At 51.2% G+C, this 15,809-nt stretch carries 15 protein-coding genes; 8 read left to right on the top strand and 7 right to left on the bottom strand.

Going from position 1 to position 15,809, the window contains the following annotated elements:
• Positions 1–21: 21 nt before the first annotated feature.
• The 4 genes from fadD to ACU8XX_RS10295 form a co-directional block, all read right to left on the bottom strand.
• The gene (gene fadD, locus ACU8XX_RS10310) at positions 22–1,707 is read right to left on the bottom strand and encodes a long-chain-fatty-acid--CoA ligase FadD (protein ID WP_000758422.1); all 1,686 of its coding nucleotides are present in this window, start codon (positions 1,705–1,707) and stop codon (positions 22–24) included.
• Positions 1,708–1,911: 204 nt separating this feature from the next.
• Positions 1,912–2,493, bottom strand: a complete 582-nt coding sequence (yeaY, locus tag ACU8XX_RS10305; protein WP_000290576.1) for a Slp family lipoprotein YeaY — start codon at positions 2,491–2,493, stop codon at positions 1,912–1,914.
• Positions 2,494–2,532: 39 nt separating this feature from the next.
• Positions 2,533–3,228 (bottom strand): tRNA (adenosine(37)-N6)-threonylcarbamoyltransferase complex dimerization subunit type 1 TsaB, encoded by a 696-nt coding sequence (tsaB, locus tag ACU8XX_RS10300; RefSeq protein ID WP_001220966.1) that lies wholly within the window; start codon positions 3,226–3,228, stop codon positions 2,533–2,535.
• A gap of 57 nt (positions 3,229–3,285) precedes the next feature.
• Complete coding sequence (locus ACU8XX_RS10295) at positions 3,286–5,196, bottom strand: ATP-dependent DNA helicase (RefSeq protein ID WP_000128847.1); 1,911 nt, start codon at positions 5,194–5,196, stop codon at positions 3,286–3,288.
• Positions 5,197–5,327: 131 nt separating this feature from the next.
• Here ACU8XX_RS10295 and ACU8XX_RS10290 point away from each other — a divergent pair, with 131 nt between their 5' ends.
• The 3 genes from ACU8XX_RS10290 (at position 5,328) to ACU8XX_RS10280 (ending at position 7,170) form a co-directional block, all read left to right on the top strand.
• Positions 5,328–5,672, top strand: coding sequence for a RidA family protein (locus ACU8XX_RS10290; RefSeq protein WP_001295493.1), 345 nt, complete (start codon positions 5,328–5,330; stop codon positions 5,670–5,672).
• 241 nt (positions 5,673–5,913) lie between these two features.
• A protein-coding gene (locus ACU8XX_RS10285) for an IS1-like element IS1A family transposase (RefSeq protein WP_103215986.1) occupies positions 5,914–6,611 on the top strand; the annotation gives its coding sequence in 2 pieces (ribosomal slippage) (positions 5,914–6,163 and positions 6,163–6,611; 699 coding nt in all).
• 259 nt (positions 6,612–6,870) lie between these two features.
• Positions 6,871–7,170, top strand: coding sequence for a DUF1889 family protein (locus tag ACU8XX_RS10280; RefSeq protein ID WP_001111993.1), 300 nt, complete (start codon positions 6,871–6,873; stop codon positions 7,168–7,170).
• 119 nt (positions 7,171–7,289) lie between these two features.
• Here ACU8XX_RS10280 and ACU8XX_RS10275 read toward each other — a convergent pair whose 3' ends face one another.
• Positions 7,290–7,469, bottom strand: coding sequence for a YoaH family protein (locus ACU8XX_RS10275; protein WP_000457334.1), 180 nt, complete (start codon positions 7,467–7,469; stop codon positions 7,290–7,292).
• Between the two features lie 73 nt (positions 7,470–7,542).
• Between ACU8XX_RS10275 and pabB the strand changes: the two genes are divergently transcribed.
• The 4 genes from pabB to ACU8XX_RS10255 all read left to right on the top strand — a co-directional run bounded on the left by pabB (position 7,543) and on the right by ACU8XX_RS10255 (position 12,763).
• Positions 7,543–8,904 (top strand): aminodeoxychorismate synthase component 1, encoded by a 1,362-nt coding sequence (gene pabB, locus ACU8XX_RS10270; RefSeq protein WP_000854972.1) that lies wholly within the window; start codon positions 7,543–7,545, stop codon positions 8,902–8,904.
• A 3-nt stretch (positions 8,905–8,907) separates the two neighbouring features.
• Complete coding sequence (locus ACU8XX_RS10265) at positions 8,908–9,486, top strand: CoA pyrophosphatase (protein WP_000456725.1); 579 nt, start codon at positions 8,908–8,910, stop codon at positions 9,484–9,486.
• Positions 9,487–9,669: 183 nt separating this feature from the next.
• Positions 9,670–11,034, top strand: coding sequence for an L-serine ammonia-lyase (gene sdaA / locus ACU8XX_RS10260; protein ID WP_000624298.1), 1,365 nt, complete (start codon positions 9,670–9,672; stop codon positions 11,032–11,034).
• A 130-nt stretch (positions 11,035–11,164) separates the two neighbouring features.
• A complete protein-coding gene (locus ACU8XX_RS10255) occupies positions 11,165–12,763 on the top strand; it encodes an EAL domain-containing protein (protein WP_112033981.1) in 1,599 nt (532 codons plus the stop codon).
• A gap of 3 nt (positions 12,764–12,766) precedes the next feature.
• On the opposite strand, the gene yoaE is transcribed toward ACU8XX_RS10255, so the two are convergent.
• Positions 12,767–14,323: a CNNM family cation transport protein YoaE gene (yoaE, locus tag ACU8XX_RS10250; RefSeq protein WP_000394983.1), complete on the bottom strand. Its 1,557-nt coding sequence runs from the start codon at positions 14,321–14,323 to the stop codon at positions 12,767–12,769.
• Positions 14,311–14,469 carry a protein YoaL gene (locus tag ACU8XX_RS10245; protein WP_001327808.1) on the bottom strand — a complete coding sequence of 53 codons (159 nt, stop codon included), beginning with the start codon at positions 14,467–14,469 and terminating at the stop codon, positions 14,311–14,313. The genes yoaE and ACU8XX_RS10245 overlap by 13 nt, the downstream gene beginning before the upstream one ends.
• A gap of 316 nt (positions 14,470–14,785) precedes the next feature.
• On the opposite strand from ACU8XX_RS10245, the gene manX reads away from it, so the two are divergent.
• Positions 14,786–15,757 (top strand): PTS mannose transporter subunit IIAB, encoded by a 972-nt coding sequence (gene manX, locus ACU8XX_RS10240; protein WP_000150543.1) that lies wholly within the window; start codon positions 14,786–14,788, stop codon positions 15,755–15,757.
• Positions 15,758–15,809 lie beyond the last annotated feature (52 nt).

The raw sequence follows: 15,809 nt of genomic DNA, 5'->3' as shown, positions 1-15,809 counted from the left end.
GTCTGACGACTGACTTAACGCTCAGGCTTTATTGTCCACTTTGCCGCGCGCTTCGTCACGTAATTCTCGTCGCAAAATTTTTCCGACGTTAGATTTCGGTAACTCATCACGAAACTCCACCAGCTTCGGTACTTTGTAGCCCGTGAGCTGACGGCGGCAAAAGGTCACCAGTGACTCTTCGGTAAGCGATGGATCTTTTTTCACTACGAAGATTTTCACCGCTTCACCACTGGAGCCGGAAGGTACGCCAACAGCCGCGACTTCCTGTACGCCAGGATGCTGCATGACGACATCTTCAATCTCGTTGGGATAGACGTTAAAACCGGAAACCAGAATCATGTCTTTTTTACGATCGACAATGCGCAGGAACCCTTCTTCATCCATCACCGCGATGTCGCCGGTGTGTAACCAGCCATTTTTGATGATTTCATCGGTAGCATCGGGACGCTGCCAGTAACCCAGCATCACCTGCGGTCCTTTGACACAAAGCTCACCCGGTTGACCTGGTGGTACTTCATTATCATCATCATCCACCAGTTTGGCTTCCGTCGACGGCACCGGCAAACCGATGCTACCACTATGATAATCAATATCATATGGGTTAACGCTGACCAGCGGCGCACACTCGGTAAGGCCATAGCCTTCCAGCAGATACTGTCCGGTCAGTTTCACCCAACGCTCTGCCACCACTTGCTGCACTGGCATCCCACCGCCTGCGGAAAGATGCAGACTGGAGAAATCCAGCTGCTGGAACTCTTTATTGTTCAGCAACGCATTGAACAAGGTGTTAACGCCAGTGATAGCGGTAAACGGATATTTCGCTAACTCTTTTACCAACCCTGGAATATCACGCGGGTTAGTGATAAGCAGGTTCTGCCCACCCAGTTCGATAAACAGCAGGCAGTTAATGGTCAGGGCAAAAATGTGATACAGCGGCAGTGCCGTTACTACCAGTTCTTTACCTGGATGCAGCAACGGCCCATAGGTGGCGTTGACCTGTTCCAGGTTCGCCAGCATATTGCGGTGAGTCAGCATCGCGCCTTTCGCCACACCTGTGGTGCCGCCGGTGTATTGCAGGAAGGCTAAATCTTCCGGCACCAGTTCGGGTTTGACGTACTGCATCCGGTAGCCGTTATGCAGTGCGCTACGAAATGAAATGGCATCTGGCAGATGGTATTTCGGCACCAAACGCTTGATGTATTTAACAACGAAATTGACTACCGTGCCTTTTGCCGTAGATAGCTGATCGCCCATACGGGTCAGAATTACGTGCTGAACGGCGGTTTTATCAACCACTTTTTCCAGTGTGTGAGCAAAGTTAGACACGATAACAATCGCCGATGCGCCGCTATCGTTAAGCTGATGCTCAAGCTCACGCGGGGTATACAACGGGTTAACGTTTACGACGATCATCCCGGCACGCAAAATGCCAAACAGCGCCACCGGATATTGCAATAAATTAGGCATCATCAACGCAACGCGATCGCCTTTCTTCAGCCCCAACCCTTGTTGCAAATAAGCGGCAAACGCGCGACTGCGTTCTTCCAGCTTGCGGAAGGTCATCACCTCCCCCATATTCACAAACGCAGGCTGATCGGCGTAGCGCGCGACCGACTGCTCAAACATATCTACCAGAGATTGATAACGGTCAGGGTTGATCTCCGTCGGAACGTCCGCGGGATAACGGTTAAGCCAAACCTTCTTCAATTCTTCACCTCTAAAATGCGTGTTCGTCGTCATCGCAACCCCAAATGATATACATGCTGTTAACATAATATTAACTCATCATACCAGCTTGATAATTACCCAACGAAAAGGTTGCGAAGCGCGTCACTATTTATTTTTATCTTTACCGTAAGAATGCAGAAACAGCGGACCAGCCGCTGTTTCTTTTTCTTTAAAAACAAGCAATTATTCAGTTACAACTGTTTGTACTCTCGCGGGACCGGGATTATACCAGCCCCATCCGCCGTAGCCATAGGGCCAGCCACGACCGCCATAAAACCATGGATCAATCGGCTGAGGCGGCATAATCACCTGCTGGGTTAAATGCCAACGTTTGTAACCCGTTACTTGCATCACCATAAATTTATAGGGCGTATTGCCGATTTTGCCGTCAACCGCACCAGTGATTGGCCCGACTACCGTAACCAGTTGTCCACGGAAATCCACCGGGTCCAGAAAACCGTTCACATCGGCATAAATGCGACCGCGAGAAGGTTCTCCCAGCGTCGGTCTGGCTCCGCTGTCCAGCGGTACGGTAGCAATTTCCAGGCGGGTTTTCCCTTGCTGGTTTTGTACCGCAACCACTTTGCCACCAAAGCGTGCCTCCTGACCAACGTACAGCTGCGGCGCACTCATCACCCGAACTAAATCTTGTTGCGGCGTGGGACTGCTGCCTTTAATGGCGTCCGGCACAGTGACACAACCGCTCAGCATTAGCGCAAACGTACCTGCCAGTATGCCTTTGATAACATTCTTTTGAACCGCCATGGTGCGACTCCTTTTTTTCTCAGGGCATACTCTTAAGATTCATTCTTTGCCCGGAAGTTTCTTCCATGCGACGTTGTTACGTAAATAAACCGGTTCGGCATGTTCCACCGCCACCGTTTTACCCTCGGCAAACATCTGACACGCAATCGGCAGCATATCTTCAGCAGCAGGCAGTAACACTTCGCCATCGCGCAAAACCAGCCCGCTCTCTTTACCGAGATCCGGCCAAGCTTGCCAGCCCGTCCCTACCGTCACCCATTCGCCGGAAAGCTGTTGCATTCGTTCATGGACGATTTCGGGTTTGAGTACGGCTTCGGTTTCTTCACCGTGCCAGATACCGTTTTCATCACGCTGATATTCGGCCCAGTAAACTTCGCCCATTCGCGCGTCAATGGCTGCCAGCACGCGGGTTGCGCCGTTTTTGCGCCACGCCCCTTGCGCCATCGTCATTAGCGTGGAGACGCCAATCATCGGTAATTCCGCGCCAAGCGCCAGCCCTTGCGCGATGCCAATACCAATGCGCACGCCAGTAAAGCTACCGGGGCCGCGCCCGTAAGCCAGAGCGTTAATATCAGTCAGGGAAGTTCCGCTGGTGGTCAGGATATCCTGCACCATCGGTAAGATTCGTTGAGTATGTTCACGAGGGCAAAGCTCAAAATGAGCGTTGACAGTACCGTCGTTCCACAGGGCGACAGAGCAGGCCTCTGTCGCGGTATCGATAGCCAGAATTCGCATGGGTCTTCGTGCTTAGATCAATAAAAAGGCGCGCATCATACCATACTCCGTAACAAATTACCTGGAGGATGGTATCGCAAGGAAACGAACCGCACGGGCAATGTCACGGGTGCGTGGCGCGGGCGGCAGACTGGCGAGAAACGTCGCGCCGTAAGGACGCATCACCAGCCGATTGTCACAAATCACCAGCACGCCACGATCGTCGGCGTCGCGAATCAGTCGCCCTACCCCCTGTTTGAGAGTAATGACGGCATCTGGTAGTTGCACTTCATCGAACGGGTCGCCACCGCGCAAACGACAATCTTCCATGCGCGCTTTTAACAGTGGATCATCCGGCGAGGTAAACGGCAATTTGTCGATAATTACCAATGACAATGTATCGCCACGCACGTCCACCCCTTCCCAGAAACTACTGGTTGCCACAAGAAGCGCATTACCGGCACTGACAAACTGCTGCAACAGTTGGCCTTTACTGGTTTCCCCCTGCAACAAAACGGGAAGCGTCATGGTAGCGCGGAACTGCTCGGCCAGATCGCGCATCATGGCGTGCGAGGTACAAAGCATAAAACAACGACCGTTGTTAGCTTCGATGATCGGTCGCAGCATTGCCGCTAACTGGCGAGCAGAACCTGGCTGGTTGGTTTGCGGCAGATTGCGCGGCACACAGAGTAACGCCTGGCGGCTGTAATCAAACGGGCTTGGCAATAGCAACGACTCCGCCTGTTCTATCCCAAGCCGCGAGGTGAAATGATGCAGATCGTCGTTCACCGACAGCGTTGCTGAGGTGAAGATCCAGCTACCGGGCTTTTGCGCCATTAACTCTTTGAATTTATCCGCCACGCTGAGCGGCGTGAGAGCCAGAGTAAAATGGCGCGAAGTGCATTCGTACCAGTAGCTGTAGCCCGGCTGATTGATCTCTTTTAGCCGCTTCAGCCGTGTGCGATACAACGTGGCGCGCTCAAATGCCGCATCCAGCAAGGCGGAACGCCCCAGTGACAGTTTTGCCACGTCATAACAAAGTTCCAGGGTGTCATCGAGCAGTAAAAATGCCCGCTGAATTTGCGGATTAGCTAACAGCTCACGCAGGTTACCGCGATAACCTGGCTCACCGAGTTGCAGACGAAAATCCTGCGCACTCTGGGCAAGACGATCAGCGCACTTTTGTAACTGCTGGGTGTCTTTTAATTCGGTGCGGTAGGCGATGGTGATGTCTTTTGCCAGGTCGAGCAGTTGTCGACTGGAGAGTGACTGACCAAAATACTGGCTGGCAATGTCCGGTAGCTGGTGGGCTTCGTCGAAGATCATGACGTCCGCTTCCGGGATCAGTTCGCCAAATCCACTCTCTTTAACCACCATATCCGCCAGAAAGAGATGATGGTTTACCACCACCACATCGGCGTCCATCGCTTTTTTACGTGCTTTGACCACAAAGCAATCTTTATACATCGGGCAGTCGCTGCCAAGACAGTTGTCGTTGGTGCTGGTGACCAGCGGCCACGCCTGTGAATCTTCCGCCACGCTGACGCAGGTGCTGATATCACCATCGACTGTTTGATTAGACCAGGAGCGCAGCAGGATCACATCGCTTAAGATTTGTACCGGCAGATCGCCCCCCGCCAGCGCCTGCTGTTCGAGACGTTCGAGGCAGAGGTAGTTTGAGCGCCCTTTCAGCAGCGCCACGTTGCCCGTATATTTCAATGCCTTTGAGACTGTTGGCAAATCGCGGCTGTAGAGCTGATCCTGCAACGCTTTTGAGCCGGTCGAGATAATGACTTTCTTTTTCGCCCGCAGCGCAGGAGCCAGGTAAGCGTAGGTTTTGCCCGTACCGGTTCCTGCTTCCACCACCAGCGGCTGGCCTTTTTCTATCGCCTGGGTGACGGCTACCGCCATCTGTCGCTGTGGTTCTCGCGGCTTAAAGCCTGGTATCGCTTTCGCCAGCTGACCGTCTGGTGCAAAATCGTCCGTCACACTACCCCCTGTTGATTTGAACAGGGATTATGTCAGGATGAGGGCGCTTTCGCCAGTTGAAGTGGTGACGGCGACCTCACATTGTGGCAGTCTTTGCAGCACGAAAATGGAAGTATAATGAGGACAAAATGATGACTATCGTTCGTATCGATGCTGAAGCCCGCTGGTCTGATGTAGTAATCCACAACAACACGCTCTACTACACTGGTGTACCGGAAAACCTCGACGCCGATGCCTTTGAGCAAACCGCCAACACGCTGGCACAGATTGACGCCGTGCTGGAAAAACAGGGCAGCAATAAATCGAGCATTCTGGATGCCACCATTTTCCTAGCCGATAAAAACGACTTCGCGGCGATGAATAAAGCGTGGGATGCCTGGGTTGTGGCGGGTCATGCGCCGGTGCGCTGCACGGTGCAAGCGGGGCTGATGAACCCGAAGTATAAAGTTGAAATTAAGATTGTGGCTGCGGTGTAAGCTTTATCGAAGCAAAATAAGTCAGACGATAATTTATCGATAATACTGGTCGGTTTTACATAAATCGACCAGAGATTAAGATATTACTGTTGATGCTCCTGCTAATTCATTATTTATTTTTATAATTTCAATTTTAGCTATAAAGCTAACTATATAAATAAACATAACCATGCCGTTGTGTTCGCCGGTGATGCTGCCAACTTACTGATTTAGTGTATGATGGTGTTTTTGAGGTGCTCCAGTGGCTTCTGTTTCTATCAGCTGTCCCTCCTGTTCAGCTACTGACGGGGTGGTGCGTAACGGCAAAAGCACCGCCGGACATCAGCGCTATCTCTGCTCTCACTGCCGTAAAACATGGCAACTGCAGTTCACTTACACCGCTTCTCAACCCGGTACGCACCAGAAAATCATTGATATGGCCATGAATGGCGTTGGATGCCGGGCAACAGCCCGCATTATGGGCGTTGGCCTCAACACGATTTTACGTCACTTAAAAAACTCAGGCCGCAGTCGGTAACCTCGCGCATACAGCCGGGCAGTGACGTCATCGTCTGCGCGGAAATGGACGAACAGTGGGGCTATGTCGGGGCTAAATCGCGCCAGCGCTGGCTGTTTTACGCGTATGACAGGCTCCGGAAGACGGTTGTTGCGCACGTATTCGGTGAACGCACTATGGCGACGCTGGGGCGTCTTATGAGCCTGCTGTCACCCTTTGACGTGGTGATATGGATGACGGATGGCTGGCCGCTGTATGAATCCCGCCTGAAGGGAAAGCTGCACGTAATCAGCAAGCGATATACGCAGCGAATTGAGCGGCATAACCTGAATCTGAGGCAGCACCTGGCACGGCTGGGACGGAAGTCGCTGTCGTTCTCAAAATCGGTGGAGCTGCATGACAAAGTCATCGGGCATTATCTGAACATAAAACACTATCAATAAGTTGGAGTCATTACCGTGTTCGCCCTTCGATTAGCACCTCTGGTTTTCTTTCTTAGCTGAACAATCTGGTTATAGCGTGCGGACTGACCGTTAATTTTCTCCATCTTACTGGATAACACACCATGAGCTGCTACCTTTAAAACACCTGAATGTCAACAGGTTAACTCGTGCCATATCGTTATAATCCCTTTGATATTAGATGCAAATTAAGGTCATATATAGCCTTATCGATAACATGGTTAATTTTAAGGATAAGAATATGCCTGCTGTAATAGATAAAGCCCTGGATTTCATTGGTGCCATGGATGTATCAGCGCCAACACCAAGTTCGATGAATGAAAGCACAGCGAAGGGAATCTTTAAATATTTAAAAGAACTGGGAGTACCCGCGAGTGCCGCTGATATTACGGCGCGAGCTGACCAGGAAGGCTGGAACCCTGGGTTCACGGAAAAAATGGTTGGATGGGCAAAAAAAATGGAGTCTGGTGAACGCACTGTAATTAAAAATCCTGAATACTTTTCAACATATATGCAGGAAGAACTAAAAGCACTGGTCTGAGTTTAATTTATATCAGCATAAATGGGTCAGGACGCTTTTAATCACATATAAAAAGCGTCCTTTTTCTCACAATCAAATAATCATCGGATTCTATAACGAAATCGATACGGATTAGTGTGTTACTCGTCTTCATCCTCAAAACGCGCCACGATTCGCTCGCCGGAGTGGTTGGCACGCAGCTCTTCTGCCACCAGCGCGATTGCCTGGCCGCTGCTCATCCCTTGTGCCATCAGTTCCTGGATCCGCTCGACAGCTTTTTGCTGCTGTTCATGGGTGAGTGAAGGTAAACCTGCAAACATTGTTAACTCCTGCTAAATTGTTGGCGCTAATTATTTCATGCTACCCGGCACATAGCCAGTAGAGTCAGGACTGATGAAGACGTTATCTCCCGCTGTGATTACTTTACCCTGGCGTCAGGACGCCGCTGAATTTTATTTCTCCCGCTTAAGCCACCTGCCGTGGGCGATGCTTTTACACTCCGGCTATGCCGATCATCCGTATAGCCGCTTTGATATTGTGGTCGCCGATCCGATTTGCACTTTAACCACTTTCGGTAAAGAAACCGTTGTTAGTGAAAGCGAAAAACGCACAACGACCACTGATGACCCGCTACAGGTGCTCCAGCAGGTGCTGGATCGCGCAGACATTCGCCCAACGCATAACGAAGATTTGCCATTTCAGGGCGGCGCACTGGGGTTGTTTGGCTACGATCTGGGCCGCCGTTTTGAGTCACTGCCAGAAATTGCGGAACAAGATATCGTTCTGCCGGATATGGCAGTGGGTATCTACGATTGGGCGCTCATTGTCGACCACCAGCGTCATACAGTTTCTTTGCTGAGTCATAATGATGTCAATGCCCGTCGGGCCTGGCTGGAAAGCCAGCAATTCTCGCCGCAGGAAGATTTCACGCTCACTTCCGACTGGCAATCCAATATGACCCGCGAGCAGTACGGCGAAAAATTTCGCCAGGTACAGGAATATCTGCACAGCGGTGATTGCTATCAGGTGAATCTCGCCCAGCGTTTTCATGCGACCTATTCTGGCGATGAATGGCAGGCATTCCTTCAGCTTAATCAGGCCAACCGCGCGCCATTTAGCGCTTTTTTACGTCTTGAACAGGGTGCAATTTTAAGCCTTTCGCCAGAGCGGTTTATTCTTTGTGATAATAGTGAAATCCAGACCCGCCCGATTAAAGGCACGCTACCACGCCTGCCCGATCCTCAGGAAGATAGCAAACAAGCAGAAAAACTGGCGAACTCAGCGAAAGATCGTGCCGAAAATCTGATGATTGTCGATTTAATGCGTAATGATATCGGTCGTGTTGCCGTAGCCGGTTCGGTAAAAGTACCAGAGCTGTTCGTGGTGGAACCCTTCCCTGCCGTGCATCATCTGGTCAGCACTATAACGGCGCGACTACCAGAACAGTTACACGCCAGCGATCTGCTGCGCGCAGCTTTTCCTGGTGGCTCAATAACCGGGGCTCCGAAAGTACGGGCTATGGAAATTATCGACGAACTGGAACCGCAGCGACGTAATGCCTGGTGCGGCAGCATTGGCTATTTGAGCTTTTGCGGCAACATGGATACCAGCATTACTATCCGCACGCTGACTGCCATTAACGGACAAATATACTGCTCTGCGGGCGGTGGAATTGTCGCCGATAGCCAGGAAGAAGCGGAATATCAGGAAACTTTTGATAAAGTTAATAAGATATTACGCCAACTGGAGAAGTAAGACGTGGAATACCGTAGCCTGACGCTTGATGATTTTTTATCTCGCTTTCAACTTTTGCGCCCGCAAATTAACCGGGAAACCCTAAATCATCGTCAGGCTGCCGTGTTAATCCCCATCGTCCGTCGACCGCAACCGGGGTTGTTGCTGACTCAGCGTTCAATTCATCTGCGTAAACACGCTGGACAAGTGGCATTCCCTGGAGGTGCAGTCGATGACACGGACGCATCAGTTATCGCCGCCGCGCTGCGCGAAGCTGAAGAAGAGGTCGCTATACCGCCTTCCGCCGTTGAAGTTATCGGCGTGCTGCCGCCCGTCGATAGCGTAACTGGCTATCAGGTAACCCCAGTGGTCGGCATTATCCCGCCCGATCTGCCGTATCGCGCCAGTGAAGATGAAGTCTCGGCGGTGTTTGAAATGCCGCTCGCCCAGGCATTACATCTGGGTCGTTATCACCCTTTAGATATCTACCGCCGTGGCGATTCACATCGGGTATGGCTGTCCTGGTACGAACAGTATTTTGTATGGGGAATGACCGCAGGCATAATTCGTGAGCTGGCGCTGCAAATTGGTGTGAAACCCTGACTATACTTATCTTTACATCTACAAAACACTACTTGAGACAATCATCGCAATATTAGTTAAATCGCGGTTTTTGATTAGTTTAATTCATGTGAATAGTTAAGCCAGTCGCCGCGTTCCCTCTTACACTATGCGCTGTTATTAGTTCGTTACTGGAAGTCCAGTCACCTTGTCAGGAGTATTATCGTGATTAGTCTATTCGACATGTTTAAGGTGGGGATTGGTCCCTCATCTTCCCATACCGTAGGGCCTATGAAGGCGGGTAAACAGTTCGTCGATGATCTGGTCGAAAAAGGCTTACTGGATAGCGTTACTCGCGTTGCCGTGGACGTTTATGGTTCACTGTCGCTGACGGGTAAAGGCCACCACACCGATATCGCCATTATTATGGGTCTTGCAGGTAACGAACCTGCCACCGTGGATATCGACAGTATTCCCGGTTTTATTCGCGACGTAGAAGAGCGCGAACGTCTGCTGCTGGCACAGGGACGGCATGAAGTGGATTTCCCGCGCGACAACGGGATGCGTTTTCATAACGGCAACCTGCCGCTGCATGAAAACGGTATGCAAATCCACGCCTATAACGGCGATGAAGTCGTCTACAGCAAAACTTATTATTCCATCGGCGGTGGTTTTATCGTCGATGAAGAACACTTTGGTCAGGATGCTGCCAACGAAGTGAGCGTGCCGTATCCGTTCAAATCTGCCACCGAACTGCTCGCGTACTGTAATGAAACCGGCTATTCGCTGTCTGGTCTCGCTATGCAGAACGAACTGGCGCTGCACAGCAAGAAAGAGATCGACGAGTATTTCGCGCATGTCTGGCAAACCATGCAGGCATGTATCGATCGCGGGATGAACACCGAAGGTGTACTGCCAGGCCCGCTGCGCGTGCCACGTCGTGCGTCTGCCCTGCGCCGGATGTTAGTTTCCAGCGATAAACTGTCTAACGATCCGATGAATGTCATTGACTGGGTAAACATGTTTGCGCTGGCAGTTAACGAAGAAAACGCCGCCGGTGGTCGTGTGGTAACTGCGCCAACCAACGGTGCCTGCGGTATCGTTCCGGCAGTGCTGGCTTACTATGACCACTTTATTGAATCGGTCAGCCCGGACATCTATACCCGTTACTTTATGGCAGCGGGCGCGATTGGTGCATTGTATAAAATGAACGCCTCTATTTCCGGTGCGGAAGTTGGTTGCCAGGGCGAAGTGGGTGTTGCCTGTTCAATGGCTGCTGCGGGTCTTGCAGAACTGCTGGGCGGTAGCCCGGAACAGGTTTGCGTGGCGGCGGAAATTGGCATGGAACACAACCTTGGTTTAACCTGCGACCCGGTTGCAGGGCAGGTTCAGGTGCCGTGCATTGAGCGTAATGCCATTGCCTCTGTGAAGGCGATTAACGCCGCACGGATGGCTCTGCGCCGCACCAGTGCACCGCGCGTCTCGCTGGATAAGGTCATCGAAACGATGTACGAAACCGGTAAGGACATGAACGCCAAATACCGCGAAACCTCACGCGGTGGTCTGGCAATCAAAGTCCAGTGTGACTAATACTTCTTACTCGCCCATCTGCAACGGATGGGCGAATTTATACCCGCTTTCTCGTCTGCTGTAATATTCCCCACTACACTTCCACTGTTGCGTCAGGCGTTTGTCGCCATACGCTTACAGGGTGGCCCGCATGCAAAAAGCACAACGGATCATTAAAACCTATCGCCGTAATCGAATGATTGTTTGTACGATTTGCGCACTCGTTACGCTCGCTTCGACCCTGAGCGTGCGATTTATTTCACAGCGTAACTTAAATCAACAACGGGTAGTACAATTCGCCAATCACGCTGTAGAGGAATTAGATAAAGTACTGCTTCCCCTACAGGCAGGTAGCGAAGTCTTGCTTCCGCTGATTGGTCTGCCCTGCTCTGTCGCCCATTTGCCATTACGTAAACAGGCGGCAAAACTCCAAACTGTGCGATCCATTGGCCTGGTGCAAGACGGCACACTTTATTGCTCCAGCATCTTTGGTTATCGCAATGTGCCCGTCGTGGACATTCTGGCTGAACTTCCTGCACCGCAACCACTTTTACGCCTGACGATCGACCGTGCCCTGATTAAAGGCAGTCCGGTTTTGATTCAATGGACGCCTGCAGCGGGCAGTAGCAATGCTGGGGTCATGGAGATGATTAACATCGACTTACTGACGGCAATGCTCCTTGAGCCACAACTGCCGCAAATCAGTAGCGCCAGCCTGACGGTGGACAAACGGCATTTGCTCTATGGTAATGGGCTGGTAGATTCCCTTCCGCAACCTGAAGACAATGAAAACTATCAGGTTTCTTCGCAACGCTTTCCTTTTACCATTAACGTTAATGGTCCGGGGGCTACGGCGCTGGCATGGCACTATCTTCCAACACAATTACCGCTGGCGGTGCTGCTAAGTTTACTGGTGGGCTACATCGCCTGGCTGGCGACCGCTTACCGGATGAGCTTTTCCCGCGAAATCAATCTGGGCCTGGCGCAACATGAGTTCGAATTGTTCTGTCAGCCTTTGCTTAATGCGCGCAGCCAGCAATGTATTGGTATAGAGATTTTGCTGCGCTGGAACAATCCGCGTCAGGGCTGGATTTCACCGGATGTGTTTATTCCTATCGCGGAAGAACATCATTTAATTGTGCCACTGACCCGCTATGTGATGGCAGAAACCATTCGTCAGCGCCATGTTTTCCCGATGAGTAGTCAGTTTCATGTTGGCATTAACGTCGCACCCAGCCATTTTCGCCGTGGTGTGCTGATAAAAGATCTCAATCAGTACTGGTTTAGCGCTCACCCGATTCAGCAACTGATCCTCGAAATCACCGAACGCGATGCCTTACTGGATGTTGATTATCGGATTGCCCGCGAGCTACATCGTAAAAACGTCAAACTGGCGATTGATGACTTCGGCACCGGCAACAGTTCATTTTCCTGGCTTGAAACATTACGTCCTGACGTGCTGAAAATTGATAAGTCATTTACCGCAGCTATAGGTTCTGACGCGGTTAACTCGACGGTGACCGATATCATCATCGCGCTGGGGCAAAGACTGAATATTGAACTGGTGGCGGAGGGCGTGGAAACGCAAGAACAGGCGAAGTATTTGCGCCGTCATGGCGTGCATATTTTGCAAGGGTATTTGTACGCACAGCCGATGCCGCTACGTGATTTTCCCAAATGGCTGGCAGGCAGCCAACCGCCGCCCGCCCGGCATAATGGACATATCACGCCCATTATGCCGTTACGTTAATGCTTACTCATCTTCATCGTGCGCCGGTTGCTCTTTAACAATGCGAACCAGATCAACACGATAATCATTGGCTTCAATGATGGTGATATGCAGTGGCCCTACATCAATCACATCGCCCACACGGGGAATGTGACCATTTGCCGAGATCACGAGGCCCGCGACCGTCGCGATATCATCGTCATCGGCAAGGTGCTCAACATCAAGCGCCTGCTGCAAGGCATGCAAATCTGTACCGCCTTTTACCAGCCAGCCGTCACCATCAGTAATGATTTCCGGCGTTTCGTCAGCGTCCGGGAATTCACCCGCAATGGCTTCCAGCACATCCAGCGGCGTGACCAGACCTTGTACCACACCAAACTCGTTGGTCACGATAACAAAGCTCCCGCGAGCACGACGCAGCACGCCCAACAGGTTGATCGGATCGAGGGTTTCCGGGACGATAATCGCCGGAGACGCCGAAGCAATCGCCGCCACATCAACGCCCTCTTCCAGCGCCACCAGCAGTTCTTTAGCACGTACAATACCGATGATTTCATCCAGTTCACCGCGACATACCGGGAACAGACTGTGCGGTGAAGAGAGCAGTTGCTCGCGGATTTCATCGACCCCGAGATTAGCGTCAACCCAGCTTATTTCACCGCGCGGCGTCATGATCCCGCGCAGAGAACGCGACGCCAGCGTCAGTACGCCGTTAATCATGTAACGTTCTTCTTCGGCAAATGCACCTTCCGGGATCGGCATCGGCATCGGGTTATCGGCATCGTGCTGAACATTGGCCTGACGTTTCCCGCCCATCAAACGCAGGATGGCATCGGCAGTACGCGCTCGCAGCGGCAAAGTCGACTGGTGGCGAATAAAGTTGCGACGCGCAATCTGGTTAAACACTTCGATGATGATCGAGAAGCCAATCGCGGCATACAGGTAACCTTTCGGAATGTGGAAACCGAAACCTTCTGCCACCAGACTCAGACCAATCATTAACAGGAAGCTCAGACAGAGCACCACCACCGTGGGGTGCTGGTTAACGAATCGCGTCAGCGGTTTGGATGCCAGCAACATAACCGCCATCGCAATCACTACCGCCGCCATCATCACCGGCAGATGGTTAACCATCCCTACTGCAGTAATTACCGCATCCAACGAGAAGACGGCGTCAAGGATGACAATCTGTGTGACGACCACCCAGAAACTGGCGTAGCCTTTACCGTGGCCGGAATCATGATCGCGGTTTTCCAGCCGTTCATGCAGTTCGGTTGTTGCTTTGAACAGCAAGAATATCCCCCCGAACAACATAATCAGGTCGCGTCCGGAGAAGGAGAAATCCATGACGGTAAATAGCGGTTTGGTCAGCGTGACCATCCATGAAATCAGCGACAGCAGCCCCAGACGCATAATCAGCGCCAGTGATAACCCCAGCAAACGCGCTTTATCGCGTTGTTTTGGCGGCAGTTTGTCAGCAAGAATGGCGATGAAGACCAGGTTATCGATACCCAGCACAATTTCGAGAACAACAAGCGTGAGTAGCCCCGCCCAAATTGAGGGGTCCATTAAGAATTCCATGACAAGCTCCTGCTTAAGGAATAGCTATTCGACGCCAGAAATAATGCAGGCGTAACGACAAAATGCAAACGAAAGGTGCGGCATAGAGTGCCAGAAAGGCAGGCGTTAAAAGGCCTGATGCTGAAATGACGTCGGTGACGATCCATACTGCGGGCTACTGCCCTATACTCCATGGTTGTTAAACGGGAGTTAAACATATCAGAGACGCCTCTGATTTGGCAAAGATTTACCTTCCTTTGCAAACGAATGTGACAAGGATATTTTACCTTTCGAAATTTCTGCTAATCGAAAGTTAAATTACGGATCTTCATCACATAAAATAATTTTTTCGATATCTAAAATAAATCGCGAAACGCAGGGGTTTTTGGTTGTAGCCCTTATCTGAATCGATTCGATTGTGGACGACGATTCAAAAATACATCTGGCACGTTGAGGTGTTAACGATAATAAAGGAGGTAGCAAGTGACCATTGCTATTGTTATAGGCACACATGGTTGGGCTGCAGAGCAGTTGCTTAAAACGGCAGAAATGCTGTTAGGCGAGCAGGAAAACGTCGGCTGGATCGATTTCGTTCCAGGTGAAAATGCCGAAACGCTGATTGAAAAGTACAACGCTCAGTTGGCAAAACTCGACACCACTAAAGGCGTGCTGTTTCTCGTTGATACATGGGGAGGCAGCCCGTTCAATGCTGCCAGCCGCATTGTCGTCGACAAAGAGCATTATGAAGTCATTGCAGGCGTTAACATTCCAATGCTCGTGGAAACGTTAATGGCTCGTGATGATGACCCAAGCTTTGATGAACTGGTTGCGCTGGCAGTAGAAACAGGCCGTGAAGGCGTGAAAGCACTGAAAGCCAAACCGGTTGAAAAAGCCGCGCCAGCACCCGCTGCCGCAGCACCAAAAGCGGCTCCAACTCCGGCAAAACCAATGGGGCCAAACGACTACATGGTTATTGGCCTTGCGCGTATCGACGACCGTCTGATTCACGGTCAGGTCGCCACCCGCTGGACCAAAGAAACCAATGTCTCCCGTATTATTGTTGTTAGTGATGAAGTGGCTGCGGATACCGTTCGTAAGACACTGCTCACCCAGGTTGCACCTCCGGGCGTAACAGCACACGTAGTTGATGTTGCCAAAATGATTCGCGTCTACAACAACCCGAAATATGCTGGCGAACGCGTAATGCTGTTATTTACCAACCCAACAGATGTAGAGCGTCTCGTTGAAGGCGGCGTGAAAATCACCTCTGTTAACGTCGGTGGTATGGCATTCCGTCAGGGTAAAACCCAGGTGAATAACGCGGTTTCGGTTGATGAAAAAGATATCGAGGCGTTCAAGAAACTGAATGCGCGCGGTATTGAGCTGGAAGTCCGTAAGGTTTCCACCGATCCGAAACTGAAAATGATGGATCTGATCAGCAAAATCGATAAGTAACGTATTGTGTTGATTATCACTCAGTTTTCACACTTAAGTCTTACGTAAACAG

Source organism: Escherichia sp. MAL-1 (assembly GCF_052948035.1).
Note: the sequence above shows the minus strand (reverse complement) of the source record. Positions and strands in the feature narration are given on the sequence as shown.

Coding starts and splice junctions, on each gene's coding strand:
- yeaY (WP_000290576.1), bottom strand. CDS start 2,493: ATGGCGGTTCAAAAGAATGTTATCAAAGGCATACTGGCAGGTACGTTT.
- yoaE (WP_000394983.1), bottom strand. CDS start 14,323: ATGGAATTCTTAATGGACCCCTCAATTTGGGCGGGGCTACTCACGCTT.
- ACU8XX_RS10290 (WP_001295493.1), top strand. CDS start 5,328: ATGACTATCGTTCGTATCGATGCTGAAGCCCGCTGGTCTGATGTAGTA.
- ACU8XX_RS10280 (WP_001111993.1), top strand. CDS start 6,871: ATGCCTGCTGTAATAGATAAAGCCCTGGATTTCATTGGTGCCATGGAT.
- ACU8XX_RS10245 (WP_001327808.1), bottom strand. CDS start 14,469: ATGGATCGTCACCGACGTCATTTCAGCATCAGGCCTTTTAACGCCTGC.
- pabB (WP_000854972.1), top strand. CDS start 7,543: ATGAAGACGTTATCTCCCGCTGTGATTACTTTACCCTGGCGTCAGGAC.
- ACU8XX_RS10275 (WP_000457334.1), bottom strand. CDS start 7,469: ATGTTTGCAGGTTTACCTTCACTCACCCATGAACAGCAGCAAAAAGCT.
- ACU8XX_RS10255 (WP_112033981.1), top strand. CDS start 11,165: ATGCAAAAAGCACAACGGATCATTAAAACCTATCGCCGTAATCGAATG.
- tsaB (WP_001220966.1), bottom strand. CDS start 3,228: ATGCGAATTCTGGCTATCGATACCGCGACAGAGGCCTGCTCTGTCGCC.